Origin of the sequence: Vibrio sp. ER1A (genome assembly GCF_000733315.1) — a bacterium.
Taxonomy (GTDB): domain Bacteria; phylum Pseudomonadota; class Gammaproteobacteria; order Enterobacterales; family Vibrionaceae; genus Vibrio; species Vibrio mediterranei.
This window is the reverse complement of record NZ_JPJA01000094.1, coordinates 177,617-196,617: the sequence shown is the minus strand read 5'-3', so window position 1 is coordinate 196,617 and position 19,001 is coordinate 177,617. Positions and strand designations below refer to the sequence as shown.

General features: G+C 43.9%; 20 protein-coding genes. 5 read left to right on the top strand and 15 right to left on the bottom strand.

Going from position 1 to position 19,001, the window contains the following annotated elements; all coding sequences use genetic code 11:
• The 12 genes from HW45_RS24175 to nrfB form a co-directional block, all read right to left on the bottom strand.
• On the bottom strand, positions 1 to 395 hold a 395-nt coding region (locus tag HW45_RS24175; RefSeq protein WP_081875901.1), incomplete at its 3' end, for a DUF1801 domain-containing protein.
• Positions 396 to 441: 46 nt separating this feature from the next.
• Positions 442 to 2,343 (bottom strand): alpha/beta fold hydrolase, encoded by a 1,902-nt coding sequence (locus HW45_RS24170; protein WP_038230405.1) that lies wholly within the window; start codon positions 2,341 to 2,343, stop codon positions 442 to 444.
• A 127-nt stretch (positions 2,344 to 2,470) separates the two neighbouring features.
• Positions 2,471 to 2,959, bottom strand: coding sequence for a GNAT family N-acetyltransferase (locus tag HW45_RS24165; protein WP_006074211.1), 489 nt, complete (start codon positions 2,957 to 2,959; stop codon positions 2,471 to 2,473).
• Position 2,960: 1 nt separating this feature from the next.
• Positions 2,961 to 3,488, bottom strand: a complete 528-nt coding sequence (locus tag HW45_RS24160) for a GNAT family N-acetyltransferase (protein WP_038230403.1) — start codon at positions 3,486 to 3,488, stop codon at positions 2,961 to 2,963.
• A gap of 6 nt (positions 3,489 to 3,494) precedes the next feature.
• Positions 3,495 to 3,962, bottom strand: coding sequence for an ASCH domain-containing protein (locus HW45_RS24155; protein WP_038230401.1), 468 nt, complete (start codon positions 3,960 to 3,962; stop codon positions 3,495 to 3,497).
• The gene (locus tag HW45_RS24150) at positions 3,952 to 4,440 is read right to left on the bottom strand and encodes a GNAT family N-acetyltransferase (protein ID WP_038230399.1); all 489 of its coding nucleotides are present in this window, start codon (positions 4,438 to 4,440) and stop codon (positions 3,952 to 3,954) included. The genes HW45_RS24155 and HW45_RS24150 overlap by 11 nt, the downstream gene beginning before the upstream one ends.
• On the bottom strand, positions 4,433 to 4,852 hold the full coding sequence (locus HW45_RS24145; RefSeq protein WP_006074218.1) for a GNAT family N-acetyltransferase: 420 nt from the start codon (positions 4,850 to 4,852) through the stop codon (positions 4,433 to 4,435). The genes HW45_RS24150 and HW45_RS24145 overlap by 8 nt, the downstream gene beginning before the upstream one ends.
• 71 nt (positions 4,853 to 4,923) lie before the next feature.
• Positions 4,924 to 5,340 carry a cytochrome c-type biogenesis protein gene (locus HW45_RS24140; protein ID WP_038230397.1) on the bottom strand — a complete coding sequence of 139 codons (417 nt, stop codon included), beginning with the start codon at positions 5,338 to 5,340 and terminating at the stop codon, positions 4,924 to 4,926.
• Positions 5,330 to 7,300, bottom strand: coding sequence for a heme lyase CcmF/NrfE family subunit (locus tag HW45_RS24135; RefSeq protein ID WP_038230395.1), 1,971 nt, complete (start codon positions 7,298 to 7,300; stop codon positions 5,330 to 5,332). The genes HW45_RS24140 and HW45_RS24135 overlap by 11 nt, the downstream gene beginning before the upstream one ends.
• A gap of 119 nt (positions 7,301 to 7,419) precedes the next feature.
• Positions 7,420 to 8,376 (bottom strand): cytochrome c nitrite reductase subunit NrfD, encoded by a 957-nt coding sequence (gene nrfD, locus HW45_RS24130; protein ID WP_006074224.1) that lies wholly within the window; start codon positions 8,374 to 8,376, stop codon positions 7,420 to 7,422.
• Position 8,377: 1 nt separating this feature from the next.
• On the bottom strand, positions 8,378 to 9,064 hold the full coding sequence (nrfC, locus tag HW45_RS24125; protein ID WP_006074225.1) for a cytochrome c nitrite reductase Fe-S protein: 687 nt from the start codon (positions 9,062 to 9,064) through the stop codon (positions 8,378 to 8,380).
• A 1-nt stretch (position 9,065) separates the two neighbouring features.
• Complete coding sequence (gene nrfB, locus HW45_RS24120) at positions 9,066 to 9,659, bottom strand: cytochrome c nitrite reductase pentaheme subunit (protein ID WP_006074227.1); 594 nt, start codon at positions 9,657 to 9,659, stop codon at positions 9,066 to 9,068.
• Between the two features lie 494 nt (positions 9,660 to 10,153).
• Here nrfB and nrfA point away from each other — a divergent pair, with 494 nt between their 5' ends.
• Positions 10,154 to 11,569 carry an ammonia-forming nitrite reductase cytochrome c552 subunit gene (gene nrfA / locus HW45_RS24115; protein ID WP_006074229.1) on the top strand — a complete coding sequence of 472 codons (1,416 nt, stop codon included), beginning with the start codon at positions 10,154 to 10,156 and terminating at the stop codon, positions 11,567 to 11,569.
• A gap of 117 nt (positions 11,570 to 11,686) precedes the next feature.
• The gene (locus HW45_RS24110) at positions 11,687 to 12,118 is read left to right on the top strand and encodes a hypothetical protein (RefSeq protein WP_038230393.1); all 432 of its coding nucleotides are present in this window, start codon (positions 11,687 to 11,689) and stop codon (positions 12,116 to 12,118) included.
• A gap of 3 nt (positions 12,119 to 12,121) precedes the next feature.
• Here the strand turns inward: HW45_RS24110 and HW45_RS24105 are convergent, their stop codons facing one another.
• Positions 12,122 to 12,910, bottom strand: coding sequence for a ferredoxin--NADP reductase (locus HW45_RS24105; protein WP_038230391.1), 789 nt, complete (start codon positions 12,908 to 12,910; stop codon positions 12,122 to 12,124).
• Between the two features lie 193 nt (positions 12,911 to 13,103).
• Here HW45_RS24105 and HW45_RS24100 point away from each other — a divergent pair, with 193 nt between their 5' ends.
• Positions 13,104 to 13,784 carry a hypothetical protein gene (locus tag HW45_RS24100; protein ID WP_038230388.1) on the top strand — a complete coding sequence of 227 codons (681 nt, stop codon included), beginning with the start codon at positions 13,104 to 13,106 and terminating at the stop codon, positions 13,782 to 13,784.
• A 3-nt stretch (positions 13,785 to 13,787) separates the two neighbouring features.
• Positions 13,788 to 14,849 carry a 3-oxoacyl-ACP synthase III family protein gene (locus tag HW45_RS24095; RefSeq protein WP_038230386.1) on the top strand — a complete coding sequence of 354 codons (1,062 nt, stop codon included), beginning with the start codon at positions 13,788 to 13,790 and terminating at the stop codon, positions 14,847 to 14,849.
• A gap of 28 nt (positions 14,850 to 14,877) precedes the next feature.
• Here the strand turns inward: HW45_RS24095 and HW45_RS24090 are convergent, their stop codons facing one another.
• Both HW45_RS24090 and ppsR read right to left on the bottom strand, forming a co-directional pair.
• Positions 14,878 to 15,519 (bottom strand): TPR domain-containing protein, encoded by a 642-nt coding sequence (locus HW45_RS24090; protein ID WP_051868346.1) that lies wholly within the window; start codon positions 15,517 to 15,519, stop codon positions 14,878 to 14,880.
• Positions 15,520 to 15,597: 78 nt separating this feature from the next.
• Positions 15,598 to 16,431, bottom strand: coding sequence for a posphoenolpyruvate synthetase regulatory kinase/phosphorylase PpsR (gene ppsR / locus HW45_RS24085; protein ID WP_038230384.1), 834 nt, complete (start codon positions 16,429 to 16,431; stop codon positions 15,598 to 15,600).
• A 154-nt stretch (positions 16,432 to 16,585) separates the two neighbouring features.
• Here ppsR and ppsA point away from each other — a divergent pair, with 154 nt between their 5' ends.
• Positions 16,586 to 18,979 (top strand): phosphoenolpyruvate synthase, encoded by a 2,394-nt coding sequence (ppsA, locus tag HW45_RS24080; RefSeq protein WP_038230382.1) that lies wholly within the window; start codon positions 16,586 to 16,588, stop codon positions 18,977 to 18,979.
• The last annotated feature ends 22 nt before the right edge of the window (positions 18,980 to 19,001 follow it).

Below are 19,001 nucleotides of genomic sequence, written 5' to 3'. Positions count from 1 at the left end.
TGCTTTGTATATTGCATTACAAGCAGTAACTCTAAAGCTTTCAGGTCGATTTTTGATAGGTTATTTATGTAAAGACATGACTTTGCCGTTCTGAACTGGCCAAGTTTCTCCAGTTCGGATTGGAGATTGTCAAAGCCTTGCATGATATAAAGGGTCAGGTTCTGTTTCCGTGGCGAAAAGCCCGTCATCATCCAAGAATACGTTCCTCGAGTGTTAGTGTAACGGTATTCGCCAAAGCCGATAATGCTTTCTCCCCACATAACAGGTTCCCGCCCAGTCACTTTGGTGAACATTGTGAGCAAAGTCTCAGCATCGCTCCTTCTTTGCTCATTCTTAACTGATTCAATAAAAGCACTGGGGTCTTCTGTTGTGGGACGAGTTTTTAGCGTGGTCATCGTTATTCCTTATCAGATGGTCCCGCGTGTTCTCACATTGCGCGAACTACATGAATTTATGTTTGTGATCATAAAAATTCATAATGTGTTTCAATGCCCAATCTCGATAGCGGTCCGCTTCAATGAGCACATCGTGCCTAGCGTGAGGTATGGTCAATAGTCGAGAGCTCGTACACTTTTCATTAAACGAATCTTGTGCCGATAGGGAAACGACATTGTCACCTTCTGGTTGAATAATTAAGATTGGCGTTTTGATGTTTTTCGCTTGGGAAATACATGTTTTACCCGCAGCCATCGCTTCCGTAATCCACTTGGGGCTCACTCCACCAAGTCTTAGTTTGGGATGATTATTCAATAGGTCACTGTATGCTTTAAAACGCGTTGGACTACTTGTATGATCATTTCCTTCAAACGTTTTGGTTACAAACGCAGTTTGCTTGGGTGCAAAGTGCGGCGTTTTCTGCAGCTGACTGATCATCTTAATCGTTGCGGTTTGTATGCCACCTACCACCTTAGGTAGCTTGATTCCAAACATTGGACTCGTCAACGCACACGCTTTAATCGTGTCAGGGTATTTTGCAATAAATTGCGTCGCAATCGCTCCGCCCATTGAGTGCGCCAACATCATCACTTCATCGCTGTCTTTGCTGCGAACCACATTCTCGACAAACTGCGCTAAATCATCCACATAATGGACAAACTGATCAATATGACCCAACTCGCTATTTTCAACCAATCGTTCTGACTCACCTTGCCCTCGATGATCAAAAGAGTAAACACTAAAATGCTGGCTGAGTTCATACATTAACTCTTTATATTTCCAACACGACTCATTGCGGCCTTGTACTAAAACCAACGCTCGATTCAGGTTTTGTGGGTTGACATTGACCCAAGCAATATCGCAATCCATCGCGCCTTTAAAATGACCGCGAGTTCGATTCTCCCAAACCTCATCGATTTTTTGGTGATAAGCATCATCATTGGCAAATTCTGATGTCACGATTTTATGCCGTTTATATGGTGTATAGGGAATATCGAGTTTTCTGCCAACACTTTCCACAAATAAGCGCCCTAAACGCACACCATGCATATAATCCGCATCAAGTTTTTTTTTAGTACTGCCAATAACTGAAGACTTAAGATTTATTGCCGGCGAGATTTCGTAAATGTTAACGTCATCAGGTGGTGATGCGAGAAAACGCTGTGTTTTACGATAGCTTTCCTCATGCTTGATAAGAATTGCTGATAGTTCACTCATCGTTTTAGTTGGCGCTCGTTTTAAAATCGCTTCCAACAGCGGATGATGGTCGTCAAAATCGATAGGCATAGTACGAACGACCACAATATGTTTGTAGCCTCGACGATAAGCCTCCTCTACCGGGATTGGAGCTGAAACACCACCATCCAGCCACCGTGCATCATCAAACACAACGGGGTTTTTATGTAATGCGGGAATAGCACATGACGCCCTTAGCACATTTTTCCAGTTATCAACCGTGACATCAAAGCACTCTGAGGTCAGCTTTTGAGCATGAGTGGCGACCGCTATAACCTGTTTAGTCTTCAACAGGTCCGAGCCCTTATCCCAATTCAGTGGAATATTGACTTCTGCACTATCGACCAAAAAGTCTAAATCCAACCCCTCGCCGCTTAAGAGGTATTTAGTGAGCTTGAAAAACTCGGGATGGCGAGTTGCTTCAGCTATGACTTTATAGGCATGACCTTGGTGTCCACAGATATAGGAAGCGAGATTCAACGAACCAGCGGACGTACCAATAAGCAAATCAAATGGATTGAAGTCGGCACGTAAAAAAGCGTCAAGAACACCTGCGGTAAAGATTCCTCGTTGCCCCCCACCTTCGGTCACCAAGGCTATTTTATCTACATGTTGTTGGCGCAACATAAAGTTGTCGTGATGTTTGCTGCTTATGATGTATCGCTTGCCCATGATGATTCCAAAGTCTATTAAACGCTAAAATCACTCAGTTCAGAATGTGTTGCCTAAAAAAAGTGTGAACTAAGGATAATATGGGGACAGTACCAAAATAAATTCAAGAAAATTTATAGGGCGTTAATCAATCTAAAACCTTTTGCCAATAGCCCACATCCAACCACTGCTCAAACTTAAATCCGATTTGCTTAAAGTGACCGACCTGCTGCATTCCCATCTTGTCATGAAACTTTACGCTGGCGTCATTTGGTAAGGTGATAACGCTCATAATATTCTTAACACCACGTGTCTGTAAGTCGTTAAACAGTGCATCGTATAATCTGGAACCTACACCTTTTATTGGTGTTTCATGGTCAACATACACAGAGGACTCAACTGTAAATCGGTAAGCACTGCGTGCATTCCATCTTTTTGCATAACAATAGCCAACCACTTGTCCTTGATGCTCATACACCAACCAAGGTAGAGCGGAATCAACAACAACGCGAATACGCTCAGCCATGTCTGCATCGGTTACAGGGTGTTCCTCAAACGTACATGTCGAATGAGCAATATAATGATTGTAGATCCTAGCAATAGCTATACTGTCTGTCTCTTGAACATTTCTTATCACTTTACTCTCCTCTCTTCGTGACATTGCGCTGATAAATAATATCGTCGAACGTTTTTCCTCCGATAACATACGCCTCTTTCTCTATCGATTTAATGTGGAATCCACATTTCTCTAGCACTCGTTCGGAGCCATGATTACCTTGAGTTACGACAGCATTAAACTTTGAGACGTCGAGTTGCGATATTCCCCAATCTAGAACGCATTTTAGCGACTCTGTAGCAATACCCATCCCTTGAAATTCGGTGAGCATGAGGTAACCGACTTCTGCAACGCGATTTGATACCTTGAACCCTGTAACACCGACTTTAGCTTGATTACTTTTCAACACAATTGTCATGCATAACCACTGATCGCTACCTGGCTGCCAAACCGGTAGTCGCTCTTCGAATCGTTGTTTAATTTCGTCCATAGAAGGGGCATCAAAACACAAACGGATAATCTCTGGATCTTGGTGTAATAGCCGGAAAAGCTCGAAGTCACTACGACCAATTTGTCTCAGCTGCAATCGAGGTGTCTCTAGAATAAGCATGGTTAATTACCTCGGAAACACTTTTTCAAAACGCTCAAGCACCAAGTCATCATACTCACTAAATGTGATGTTCAGTTCGTTCGCGTACCATTCAAAGAAACGTAGATGCGCTTGCTTCCACCATTGATAGGTCCTGTCTCCTTCGCCTTCCGCATAAGCAAACGCTTCAGATACCTGATTAAACGGACAAACCTCAACCGATGTCAATTTGATGATACATATAGGATTTTGGTCCCAGTCCAAAACAACAGACAACCGCCCAACTTGAGGCAATGGTTCTTGCTCAATCTCATACCCCGCTTTTAGGCTACATGAAGCGGTTTTAATACCTTCATTAATTAGCTTCGCGCATTGGTTGGCATTGTATTCATCGCCACAAAAATGCTCGGCAATCACATCTTTTATGCTTGCTCGCTCTGAGGTAGTTAACTGTTCTAAGTACTGGTTTAGAAATGTTTGCTGTTTAGGCGTCACTACTTAACTCCTTTGCCATGACGATGACTTCAACACCCTTATTATTGAGTTGATGCCGTTTCTCCCACCCTAGTTTGGCGTAGAGCCCACCTGTCAGATTCTCTGTTTGAAGGTAGAGTGTCCCGATACCGAGCTGTTTGGCTTCTGCTATCATTTGCTTCACTAACTGCGAGGCTACCCCTGACGCTCGACGCGATGGATGCACATAAACGCCACCCAACCAAAACTCGTAATTCTCGAAACTTGGAATTTCATTTAGTCTCAAGTGTGCGGTCGCAACCAATTCACCATCTTGCACACCGACGACACTAACAGGGATGCCGCCATTATCGAGTAAATCATCAAGCTTGGTCGTATAGCTTTCAAGTGAATTGTTAGGATCTCTTTTCCCCCACTGATGATAATACCAATCAACAATGGTAGCCTTAAACTCAGGGTGTTCAGAGATAGTGTCGAACGTGACAGCAGATTTAGTCATATATCGCAGGATTCCATTTTTGCATTAAGATTTGCGGGTTACTAACCTCTTGATAACCAAACTGCCGATACAATCCATGAGCGTCGCTTGTCGCGAGCATGATACGTCTTAACCCTTGCAGCTCTGGGTGTTCGTCAATGGCTTTAATGAGTTGCTTACCCAACCCCTCTCCTTTTGCTTTTTCAACTACAAATACATCACTTAAATAAGCAAACGTCGCTCTATCAGTTATCATTCGAGCGAAGCCAACTTGCTCGTTAGAGGCGGTATACACACCAAAACAAAGAGAATGTTCGATGGATTTTTCGACCACGTCGAGAGGAATGCCTTTAGCCCAATAGCTGTTAGCTAACTCTCTATGGATGAGAGGAATATCTAATAAACGTTTGTCCGAGGAAATGAAATATGACATGTACAACCGTCCCTACTTGTACCAATAGGGTTAAAGGAATATACAATTACCGTTGAAAGATCAACTAGATATTATTGAGACTTTCGTTTTACATTAACAAAGATAACCACGACAAGCCCCAGTGCAAAAACGATAGGCGCTCCCCAAAGCAACGCATTGTGACGACTCATGGATGGTCGATAAAGAACATGTTCACCGTAACGAGCAACCATAAAGTCCTTCACTTCTTGGTTTGTTTTCCCTTGTTTGATTAATTCGAACACTTTTAGACGAATGTCTTTCGCGACCGGAGAATTTGACTCAATTAAGTTCTGATTTTGACACATCGGGCAACGTAGTGTTTTAGCCAGTTCTATCGCTTGTTTTTGCTGCTTGGGTGAATCAAATTCAAACAGTTCCACGAATTGGCTCTCCGAGCTATGAACAACTGGCGCTAGGATTGAACATAATAAGAGGAAGCCAGCGATTACGATATTCCTAAACAACATTAGTGTCTCCTACACTATTTTCACATTGCACACGCTTAATAGAGAATAACTGAGACAAGAGCATCCAAACTCCAGATAAACAAACCAACAACGCCCCAAACCATATCCATCGCACAAAAGCTTTAAACTGGATGCGAACCGCGTAGTGCTCAGCATCCACTTTATCACCCAATGATATGTATATATCGCCATCCCATTTTGGCGTCATAGAAGGCTCTGTCATGTTCATCACGCGTACGGGATAGTGCCTCTTCTCAGGATAAGCACGTTGTATTTTTGAAGGATTCGATAGTGGAGTAATTTCAATCTCAGCTTGTTCTGAACTGAATGAGCGAGCAACATAGAGATGGGTATCGAGATAACGAACGTTAAAGTCACCAAACTCCACACTAGAACCCGGCCCTAGCTTTCTTGTCATTTCATACGAATACTCAGCATTCATCGCAGAGCCAAATGCGACCACAGCAATTCCAACGTGTGCCAGTATCACTGCATACAGGCCACGATTCATCTTATGACTGTGCAATAGCCGCAGATGAGACAGCACCACCCACACACTGCCCCAGACCGTCATAAATGCCCAAAACGACCACTCTGCACCAACATATGCGTTATGTTGTGAGTAATACAATACGACGGCAAATGCGGCGATTAAACTGGCAACAAACAAGACCGCCATGAGCGGGGTAAGCACTCGTTTCTCATCAGATTTCCACCGACAAAACGGTACAAACCCCATGACAAATAAAGCAAAAATGGAGAGTGGACCAAACAACAAATTGAAATACGGCGCACCAACGGAAATATTGCCTAAGCCCAGAAGCTCATACACCATAGGATAAAACGTGCCAAACACCACAACCATGGTCGCCAACGCAAACAGGTTTGCAGCAATAAGTATCAGAAAAGGTTTAGTTCTAATATCAGTGATAGCCTTAGAATGAAGGCTATCCGAACGTAATATCAAAGAAACAAAAGCCAGAACAAAGATGATGGTTAAGATCGCCAACAAACTGAAACCTTTGGTTGGGTCAACCGCAAATGCATGAACAGAAGTCAATACGCCTGAGCGAACAATAAAGGTGCCTAGGATACTCAAGCAGAACGTAATGAATGCAAGAGAATAGGTCCAGAACACCAACTGACGGTGTTTAGCAAGCATCATAGTGTGTATTAGCGCGCAACTGGTTAACCAAGGTAGCAATGAGGCATTCTCCACAGGATCCCAGAACCACCAGCCTCCCCAACCGAGTTCGTAATACGCCCACCAAGAACCGACAGCGATACCCGCAGTCAGAAATAGCCACGCAACCACGGCGCACACTCTTGCGCTTACCACCCATTGGGTTGAACTGGCCGAAGTTCCCAAAGACGAAGTAAACAGTGAACCCAAGGCTAGCGCTAATACCGATGCAAACCCGACATAGCCGACGTACAACAATGGCGGGTGAATGATAAGACCAATGTCTTGAAGCATGGGGTTTAAGTCTCTGCCTTGAGTTGGTATTACGGCATTTAATTCAAATGGATTAGACGCAAGCAATGTAAACCAAGCAAATATGGCGACGATAAGCTGCATTAACCACATAGCATGTCGCCTGACAGAATCTTGAACGAAAGAAAGAGCCGCACCCCAAAGTGACAGCGTCACCACCCAGAATAGCATCGATCCCTGATGGCCACCCCACGTGGCAGCAATCTTGTAACCAAGATGAAGTTGACTGTTTGAATTGTCTGAAACGTATTTTATTGAGTAATCATCAACAGCGAAGGCGACAGCAAGTACCACGATAGCAGCAACCGCAAATAGCATACTTAGTAATGTCAGTAACTGCACTACTTTATCTAGGTGCAGTCTGTGTTGCAGCGGCAGTCGATAGGAGACGACTCCGCTCATGCTCGCTAAACTACTCGTGACAGCAACGACTATCAAAGTGAATAATCCAATGTACCCGATCATGTAACCTCTATGTTGTTGCCAAGAGTGAAAACGACTCTGTTACTCTTCTAAAACACACTCGATATAGATTTGTGCAGAGAGTGCTTTAGAAGATCCCCGCTTTCACGGGGATAGTATATTTAGACTACCGTCATTTGGCCTGCATAAAGCACAAACGTACGTAGCATCAAAACACCGATTAAGCTAAGGCTTGTGACGACTAGGATAAAGCCGTGGTTATGCTTTGCCTTTTCAGAACTAAAGAAGTTCATTGCCAAAGGTAACAACATACCCATACCGATAACGCCATACCAGAACCAGTTAGACCAGAATCCACCGCCGATAGCATTCCAAGCGGCCGCTTCGTTTTGACCACCACTAAAGATAAGACCGGTAAAGAAGGTAACGATGACAAACAGTTCGAACAAAACGACAGGACGTTCAAAGCTGTGTACCCATTTGACACTTGGGCTATGCGCATCTTCTTTAAACACCAAAATCCCAAACAATAGACTTGCAGCGGCACCCGACGACAGACTTGAGAACAAGAACAAAATCGGAAGCACGGGGTTGTTAAGCATTGGATAGGTTTTCAGTGCCGATAATAAGAAGCCAGTATAAGCCGCTAATACGATAGCTAAGAAACCTAAAAACAACTCCAAACCATTCTCAATTTTCTCGAACTTAATCAGAATGTTCTCTACAAAATCGAACTTGCTTCCCAAAACATCCATAATTGGCTTTCTGAAAATCATGCCAATCCACACAAACAAGACAACCATGTAGACTTGGAATAAGATCACACCCATCGACATCACTGACGTAGGGTTGAAGTAAATCATAATTTTCCAAAACTCGAGTGGCTTGGTTAAGTGGAATACCAAGATCAACAGACCAACAATAATGCCAAATGGCGCCAACCAGGCCATAGCCTTCAGGATGCCATTTTGCGCTGGATCGCCTTCTATGACTTTTCGCTTAAGATAAATCGCTATCAGTGCAGAACCCGCAGACATACCAGCCAAAAATAGATAGATCGCAATAATCCAATCCCACACAAGAGAGTCGAAATGAAAGGCAGTTTCCCAAGTACTCATACTATACCTCCCCCTTATGGAACGGAACTTTGAACAGTTTAGGCTTAGTCCCTAATTGTTCTTTATCACGGTATATCACCTTGATACTCTTCATCTTATTAATATCGCTGTTTGGATCATTCAAATCACCAAACACCAAAGCGTTAGTTGGACAACTTTCCACACACGCCGGTAACTTGCCTTCGGCTAAATTGGTGTCACGACAGAAGTTACATTTATCTGCAGAGCGAGTTTCCGGATTGAAGAAGCGCACTTGGTAAGGACATGCTGCTAAGCAATAACCACAACCTACGCATTTTTCATTGTGTACATCGATGATGCCTGTTTCTTCATCTTTATAAGCTGCACCTGTTGGGCACACATAAACACAAGGAGGGTTTTCACAATGTTGGCAGGAATCACGAGTAAATCGATACTCCACATCTGGAAACTCACCAATAGGCTCTGAGCGGTGAATTTCCAAGCGGGAAACACCTTCCGGTACTTTGTTGACTTCACGACAAGCGTCTGTACAAGCGGTACAACCAATACAGGCATTTTCATCATGCAACATGCCATAGCGCACCGCTTTTTTGGTGTCATCACTCGCTACCGACTGTCGAGAAGTTAACACTGAAGTTGTTGCCACCCCCGTGGTAAAGATGACAGCGCCTGTGCCCGCGAGAAAATTTCGTCTTGAACAACTCATATTACTTGCCCTCCTCTTCACGTTTTTCGTTGAAGTCTTTGTGGCAATCGACACACATCTTAATAGTTGCTTTGTGGTCGTAAGAAAGCACTTTCGCTTTCTCGGCATGCACTGAGTGGCAATTGGTGCAGGTTAGGTTTTTCGCATGCACATCATGAGTCCAGCTATCTTCGCGCAAATATTGCGGCTGATGACATTCGGTGCATCGGCTGTTTGCTTTGAGGATAGCTTCAGGGTCTAACCATGTTTTATCGGAACCCGGTTGAGACTGCGCAGGATGATATTTAATGACCGTAGAACCACCGTCACGGTGATCTGGACCGATATTACTGTGGCATTGAGTACAATTAACTTCGCTACCAATGATTTCGATTGCGTCCTCTCCGTGAGAGCCAGCAAGTGTCTGTTTAGAGTCTTTGTGACACTGAACGCATTTATAGTCCTTGTCACGAATCAACTCCACCTTATGCCGTTGAGATACCCCTTCTTTTTCGAGGGCTGCTTCATCAGCTAAGGCATTGAGTGAATAACCATAGAGAGTAAATGCTAGGAGGGCCTGAAGCATTATCACCATGGTCAATTTAACATTGCCCATTGTATCCTTTCCTTAAACCCAATATTGAAGGTAAAACCTACAAAGTCAGATTAATAATTAATAACTTTCCTCTAGTAATTACTTGAATTAAGTCATTACCAACGAAATGTAATCAATTCTTATTTAGGATGAGCCACAACGCTTCACATGACGATCATAGTTTCCGATGTGTTATTTGCCTATCACTTTAGAGGTAATTAGTGAGCAATATCACTAATGTTTGTGTGTGAATTTTTACATAACTTCCATTTAAAAATGATAATTAATACCATCACAAATAAGGACTTCTACCCCTTTAGGGTTAGTTGAAAATAGATGTGAACTCAATCACTTAGATAAATTGATCTAAAACAGTAAACGCCCCGACATGTAATTAAGTATTAATGAATATGAGCTAATATTAACAGGTCTTAATAAGATAAGACGTCTCCAAATCTTATTTAGGGAAATAGCCCCACAACGCATTTCAAAAATTAGAATATGGAGATAACACTGTGAAAAAGCACTGGATTCTAAGTTCCGTTGCTGCAATAGCTCTATTAGGCGCCGCGAGTGTGCCAGCTTATGCAGCATCAGAAGAAGGGTTGATTGACCCTCGAAATCAAGCCTACGAAAAAGATCATCCCGATCAATATAAAACGTGGAAAGAAACAAGTGAAAGTGAAGAAATAGAAGATGCGTTAGCGCATGACCCTAATATGGTCATCCTATGGGCAGGCTATGGCTTTGCTAAAGACTATAATAAGGCGCGCGGTCACTTTTATGCGTTAGACGATGTAAGACAAACACTGAGAACAGGCGGTCCAACAGATCCTAAATCAGGCCCTATGCCGATGGCATGTTGGAGCTGTAAAAGCCCAGATGTTGGTCGTGTGATCGATGAACGTGGCGAAGATGGCTACTTTGAAGGCAAATGGGCAAGACTAGGTGCAGAAATCTCTAACCCTATAGGCTGCGCTGACTGTCACGATACTCGCAGTGACGCGTTTAAAAACGGCGAGCCTGCATTGGCAATCGCAAAGCCGTATGTAGAACGTGCATTCGAAGCTATTGGCAAGAAGTTTGACGAACAATCTCGCTTAGACCAGCAAGCATCTGTCTGTGCTCAGTGTCACGTAGAGTACTACTTCACTGGCCCAACGAAAGCGGTTAAGTTCCCGTGGGATATGGGAACAACTGTTGGTGAAATGGAAGAGTACTACGATGCATTGAACTTCAAAGATTGGCAACATGCAGTTTCTAAAGCGCCAATGCTAAAAGCTCAACACCCAGGATACGAAACTTGGCGTGATGGTATCCACGGTAAGAACGGTGTAGTTTGTGTTGACTGTCATATGCCTAAAGTGACCAAAGAAGATGGTACGGTCTTTACTGACCACAAAGTTGGTAACCCATTTGATCGCTTCGAAGATACTTGTGCTAATTGTCACACTCAAACGAAAGAGCAATTACAAGGCATCGTTTCAACGCGCAAAGCTCAGGTTCTTAATATGAAGCTTACCGCTGAAAAGCAAATCGTTGCCGCTCACTTTGAAGCTGGTGCTGCATGGGATGCAGGTGCGACAGAAGAAGAGATGAAACCTATCTTAATGGATATTCGTCATGCACAATGGCGCTGGGACTATGCCATCGCTTCTCATGGTGTGCATATGCACGCTCCAGAAGTGGCACTTGAGGTGCTTGGTACATCAGTAGACAAAGCAGCAGATGCACGTGCGAAACTTATCCGACTGCTTGCTAAGAAAGGCATCACTGATCCGGTAGAAATCCCTGATATCTCAACTAAAGAGAAAGCTCAAGCAGCATTAGGTATGGATATGGATAAGATGAACGCTGAGAAACAGCACTTCTTAGAAACCGTCGTACCTGAGTGGGACAAAGAAGCAGAAGCAAGAGAAGCGAAGTACTAATATTTCACTAATATGATTCTGTGATCTATTCGATTATTAGTTAAAGCCCCAACCACTTAGTTGGGGCTTTTTGCTACCATTAAGTCTATGACTATCAGACACCTAAATTGGCGCTCTATGAAAAAGCATCTCGTACTTGTTCTCTGCGTAGTAAGCTCTCCCCTACTTGCAGGCACTTACAACAGCGTTTCTGTCGGCACAACTAGTGACGGTGGTTTTGGCGTAGGTCTTTATCACGATCGTAATTTAAGCTTCGGCTTTTACAGCAACTTGGCTGGTGGAACGGGCCCTAACAATGATGATTTCGCTCTTAATGTGGGTCTAGTAAAATCTTTGAGTGAGAATTTTGTCGGTTATATTGGTGCCGGAATTGCCAACCGAAGCGAAGAGCAGTTCAATGGTTCTCCAATCAGAACTTATGACTCATCACTCCGTTTTAATGGCAATATTGGATTGTTGTTTAAAACTGGCGTCACCGGTTTCACCGCTGATGTAGGTTATAACACCGGTCTTGAGGCTGCTTACTTTGGTGTAGGCTACACCTATTAGCGGCTACCAGTAATTTTCACTCGCAAAATTACCCGGCTTACGACGCAGATGTTTAGTAAGTCCTAGCTCTAGCAGTGTCTCACTTGTATCTTTGACCATTGCAGGGTTTCCACAAATATATACAAAGCTGTCTGGCGCACTCAGCGCTAAGCCCACCTGTTTCTGAACCTTCCTATTAAGTAGTAACTCGGGAATTCGACCTCTAAGACTAGTGGGATGCGCTTCTCTTGACACCACAGAAACGAAATGAAACTTGTCGCCCAACGCGTTTTTCGCACATTCGATAGAGTCTGAGTATACTAATTCACTTTGGGTTCGGACGGCGTGGACAAGAACGATGCTATCAAAGCGTTTGGCAATCGAGTCATCTTCTAAAATAGAGAGAAAGGGACCAATCGCCGTACCGGTAGAGAGCATCCAAAGCGCTTTGGCATAATCCGGTATTTCTTCTAGAGTCATAAAACCCGAAGGCTGTTTACCGACAAACAGTTTGTCTCCCACCTCTAGGTCGTTTAATTTCGGCGACAGTTGACCGTTGTCATCGGCAATGATGAGAAACTCCAGATGATCTTTGCCATAAGGATGTTTCGGGTGATTCACCATAGAATAAGCTCGACGAACCCATTCGCCGTCTGAGTTCAGTAAACCCAATTTAGTAAACTGACCAGCGACATAAGTCTCTATCGATGCTGCCACTTCAAGGCTGAAGAGCTTTTCTGTCCACTGCTTCTTAGCGAGTACACGCCCTTCAACCAAACCGTTAGGAACCAACACATTATCTATGTTCGCCATACTTTACCTCCGATGAAGAAAACATAAGCTTCTGTTCATCATAGAGCTAAATCCGACAAAATTTAAACTACAGTTTATGAGGGAATTAGGACTTTCGAACCATTTCATCATAGATTTAAATAACAGATGAAAGAAATTCTCAACTTTCCGGTCTAACTATATTGTGTGTCGTAAAAAGGGTGTGTTAGTGACCATGAAACCTTGTTTTCCAGCTGTGCCACTAGATGTGCCTAGCGAAAGTCCAGTTCGCTACTGGTTGCACGAATACCAACATCGACTACTTGAATTTACCGACATGGAACGCAAGGCACTTTCACGCCTTTTGCCATTGCTAGTATGTGGTGAACAATCTTCTCAATGGGTGTTTTACAACGAATCAGTGAGGCAAAAAGAAAGTCCCTTAGCAATTGCCGCCAACGATTTTGAGCGTATCGTTGCCGATGAGAAATACCATGAAGAGGCTCTAGAGTGGGTTCGTCATCAAATTGAAGAACCTGCAGATATACTTGCAATAAAAAGACGCAGCCAGCGATTCTTTGCCTCATTGGGAGCAAGAAAAACATTCGAAGAGCACTTTGCTCAAATCGCTTGTTTGGATGCCCTAGTGTGTAAGTTGATGCTGTTTATTGAGAAAGGCGCTTTGGGACCACATCATCCTTTTACTCTCCTTTGCCGCGCCATCAAACAGGATGAGGCCAGGCATGTCTCTGTATCGAAGCTTCACGCCATAGAACTTGGATACGATAAATCTCGATGGCGTGAGCTGAACATCAACATCTCAGACAAGCTATATGAGCTACTCAATACCGAACATGACGCGTTTGAAGTACTTGGAGTAAATCTAGACATGATTTTCGAGACTAAAGAGGGATAATTTATGACTGCAACTTTTCTACCCGGGCGCGTTTCACTGCTTGCCGCCAGCCATCAATTTCCCGAACAACACTTATCAAATGGGGAACTACTCGGAGCACTTGAGCAACTTTCCGGAAAACGCTTTGCCAGAGTGGCAGCAAGGATAGTTCCTTTTCTTGGCATTGAAGGTCGTCATTTTTCACGCAGCATTCAGACTCATACTAGCGAGCCAAATCCGAGCAACTCTGGTCTTGCAGTTCATACCATTAAAGATTTGCTCGCAAACTCTCAACATACTCTCTCTGATATTGATTATCTTATTGGCCATACGACAACGCCAGACACTCAGCTTCCTCCCAACATCGCATGGGTAGCCGAAAAGCTTCGATACCAAGGTCCGTTTATGGAACTGCGACAAGCTTGTACAGGTTTCGCAAGTGCTTTACAAATCGCCATTCCGCGCCTTGCTATGCTCAACAAACCCATCGCCATCGTGGGTAGCGAAACAGGGTCAGTGTATTTCGATTACGACAAAGGCTTTCTCGACCAGTCTCAATTGGTGAATTACATGCAAATGGGAGACGGTGCTGGAGGGGTAATTATTGGACCTGAGACAAGCGAAGGAATAGGTACGATATCGCACTGTTTCACTGGTCAAATTGGTATAGATAAGTCACCGGGTTTATCTCTCGACGGCGGCTCTGCATCTGTTTACACTCAAGCGGGAAAGGCGCGCTTTCATCATAGCGCAACCGATGTCCGTAAAAGTGGCGAAGCCTTGTTTCAAGCGAGTATTCTCGCGCTGAGAGAGCAAGGTTTTGAGTTGGACGATTTTGACTACATCATCCCCCACCAAGCAAGTGGGCGAATCGATAGTATGATGGCTGAAGCTTTGGATATAGACCCGAGTAAGATCATCAATGATGCTAAACATTGGGGAAATCTGGGCTCTGCTGCAATTTGGTGTAGTTTTTCGAATCTAGTTCATAGCGATAAGCTTACGGTGGGAAGTAAGGTCGTTATTCTAGGCGCAGAGGCCACCAAATATATGTATGGTGGCTTTATCTATACGCACAAAAGTTGAGGCTCTAAAGATTATTACCAGTAAGTATTTAGTTGCCGCTCATGCGTTTCGCTTGATTAATTTTCTCAATAATAGCCGCTCTATCAATCCCTGGTCGATTGGAATCAAGGATTTTCGTCCAAATTTCAATCGCTTTGTTGTGTTCTGAATGTAGAAAATAGTCAGACGCAACAAGTAGCAATGCGGTGTCGTTGTACTCATCCATTTCGAGTGCTTTATCAAGAAACTGCTGCACTTCAGGGGTGATCGTTTGCGACTCATCAAAGTACTTCGCCGTCGCTATTGCCGCATACTGACCAGCGTAAGGGGTCTCAGACAGTCGAATTGAGTAGTCAAAACAAGTAATCGCCGCATCAAACTCAGAGCTTTGCATATAAAGCTGCCCTAACCTAAACCAATCTTTCGCATCGTTAGGGTTCTGTTTTAGTGCTTGCTGCAGTTCTTGCATCATGGATTCACCATTTTTAAATGGTGCAGCAAGTTCGAGCTCAGGGAGTGTATTGCGCATTTGTGACCAAATACCCAAAGAAATACCACAGACGAGGACGCTAGCGGCAGCAGAAAACAAAAAACGTTGTTTACGGCTACCTAGGCTTTTTAGACTCAGCAACGCGATAATGAAAACTACAATGCCGCAAAGTAAAGCGAATAGATAGATATTGAAGGACAATGCTTGTTACTCAAGATAAAAAAGAACCGACATTATATCGGTTCCCGTTAAGATTCACTGTGAGTTCGTGGTCGTTTTCTAGAACACTCGGCGTTTTAGCCCAGCTCTCTCGAGGATTCTGGTTGAAATTTCTTCAACGGATAATGAAGACGTATTGATATACGGAATTGCTTCTCGTCTAAATAAAGACTCCACACTTGCCAGCTCTTGAAGACACTGCTCAGTACTTGCGTAATCACTGCCTGCCAATCGATTTTCTCGTATTTCAGTTAAACGTTCAGGATCAATGGTTAAACCAAACAGTTTGTGACGATGAATTTCAAATTCAGGCATCAATCGAAGACGCTTAATATCGTCATCGATAAACGGATAATTCACAACACGCAAACCGAATTGCATGGCTAGATAAAGACTTGTTGGTGTTTTGCCGCTACGAGAGACACCGAGCAGTATTATATCAGCTTGATCAAGGTTCTTGAGTGAAATCCCATCGTCGTGAGCAAGGGTATATTCAATTGCTGCAATACGATCAAAGTACTTATCCGTATCCTTCCCCACGCTGTGAGAACGTTGCAATTTAGGTTTCGGTTCTAGCTGCAAATCGTCCTTCACTTGCGCCACTATACTTTCCAACACATCGTAGCAATACGCAGAAGACTGCATAAGACCTGCGCGAATTTCAGGTACAACAATGGAGAAAAACACTAACGGTTTTACACCGTTGCGTTCATAAGATTGATTAATTTCCCTAATGAGTTCATCAAGCTTATGTGCGCTTTCGACAAATGGAAACGTTTTCTCATTCGCAGTGAACGGAAACTGTCCTAAAACCACGTGTCCCAATGTCTCGCAAGTAATCGCTGTTCCGTCAGAAACGTAGAACACGTCACGACTTTGACCATTATTTTTCATTTTTTATTTAATTTTTCAAAAAAATTTAAGTAGGATGCATTACATAATATCGATAACAAACCCTAGCATTCAATAACGTTCCCCCACAGTTTTGAAAAATAGTTAACTATTTTTTTACTGAATACGTAATCGATTGCTATATCCTACAGCTGCAATGTTTCTGGAGATAGACATGCAACAAAACAACACCCTTTGGTTCAATGGCCTGTCCATGGACGATGTCGATAAGGTCGGCGGTAAGAATGCTTCACTGGGCGAGATGGTTTCCAATCTTGCTAATGCGGGAGTGTCAGTACCGAATGGCTTTGCGACGACGTCTTATGCCTTCAACCAGTTCCTCGATTTCGAAGGATTGGATGAGCGCATTCATGGCCTACTAGACGAACTTGATGTTGATGATGTTGACGCACTGCGTAAGACAGGCGCGACCATCCGTCAATGGGTATTAGAAGCCCCATTCCCTGCTGACCTAGAGCAGGACATTAGAGAAAATTACCAAGAACTCATTGAAGGCAACACAGAGCTATCTGTAGCAGTTCGCTCTTCTGCGACTGCGGAAGACCTACCAGATGCCTCATTTGCTGGCCAACAAGAAACATTCTTGAATGTAAAAGGCATCGAAGCTGTTCTTGAAGCCACTAAACACGTATACGCTTCGCTATTTAATGACCGTGCGATTTCGTATCGTGTCCATCAAGGTTTTGACCACCGCGGTATCTCACTATCGGCTGGTATTCAGCGTATGGTGCGTTCTGATCAAGCATCATCCGGCGTGATGTTCACCTTAGATACTGAATCTGGCTTTGACCAAGTCGTGTTCATTACATCGGCTTGGGGTCTAGGTGAGATGGTCGTTCAAGGCGCCGTTAACCCAGATGAGTTTTACGTCCACAAACCGCTTCTTGAACAAGGACAAGCGCCGATTGTTAAAAAGACCTTCGGCTCCAAACTCATTAAAATGGTGTACTCCAACAATCAAGAAATTGGTAAACAGGTCGACATCATTGACACGTCTGATGCAGAGCGTAACCAGTTCTCGCTAACTGATGAAGAAATCAAAGAGCTTGCTAAACAAGCGATGATCATCGAAAAGCACTACCAGCGTCCAATGGACATTGAATGGGCAAAAGATGGCATTGATGGCAAGCTCTACATCGTTCAAGCACGCCCAGAAACAGTATGCTCTCAAAGTGAACAAAATGTCATCGAACGTTTCCAACTGAACAACAAAGCAGACGTGTTAGTCGAAGGCCGTGCTATTGGCCAACGCATCGGTACGGGTCCAGTTAGATTGGTCGATTCACTTGACCAAATGTCACTGGTTCAAGAAGGAGACGTGCTAGTGACTGACATGACCGACCCTGATTGGGAACCTGTCATGAAAAAGGCCTCTGCAATTGTCACCAACCGAGGCGGCCGTACTTGCCACGCTGCAATCATCGCTCGTGAACTAGGTATCCCAGCTATCGTTGGTTGTGGTAACGCAACAGATAGCCTTGCCGATGGCGCGACCGTAACTGTTTCTTGTTCAGAAGGCGAAACGGGCTACGTTTATCAGGGAGAGCTTGAGTTTGAAGTACGACGCTCAGCCGTTGACGAATTGCCTCTTCTACCGACCAAAGTAATGATGAACGTTGGTAACCCAGATCGTGCCTTTGACTTCGCTCAAATCCCTAATGAGGGCGTAGGTCTAGCGCGTCTTGAGTTTATCATTAACAAAATGATAGGGATTCATCCGAAAGCCCTACTTAACTTCGACCAGCAATCTCCAGAGCTACAAGCTGAAATTACTCAGCGCATTCGCGGCTACGATGACCCGATCGATTTCTATGTGAGCAAACTCACTGAAGGAATTGCTACGATTGCCGCTGCTTTCTGGCCTAAACGTGTGATTGTTCGTATGTCTGACTTTAAGTCGAATGAATACAGCAACCTCGTCGGTGGTAAAGCATTTGAACCACACGAAGAAAACCCTATGCTGGGCTTCCGCGGTGCGTCTCGCTACATTTCACCGGTATTCGAAGATTGCTTTGAGTTAGAAACTCGCGCATTAAAACGTGTACGCAATGAAATGGGCCTAAAGAACGTTGAAATCATGATTCCATTCGTGCGAACACCAAGTGAAGCTGCCCAAGTTATCGACTTACTGGCTAAGTTTGAACTGCGCCGTGGAGAACAAGGTCTTAAGGTCATTATGATGTGTGAACTGCCTTCAAACGCAGTTTTAGCTGACGAATTCCTTAAGTATTTTGACGGCTTCTCCATCGGTTCAAACGATATGACACAATTAACACTTGGCTTAGACCGAGATTCTGGAGACGTGGCACATCTGTTTGACGAACGTAACCCAGCAGTCAAAGCGATGTTGAAAATGGCTATCGATGCAGCAACACAAGCTGGCAAATATGTCGGCATCTGTGGTCAAGGTCCTTCCGACCATGACGATTTAGCAGAATGGCTAATGGAACAAGGCATCAGCTCAGTATCCCTGAACCCAGATACTGTTATTGATACCTGGTTGAAATTGGGTAATGTTGCTAAGCAATAAATAGCTGCACGTTATGACTAAG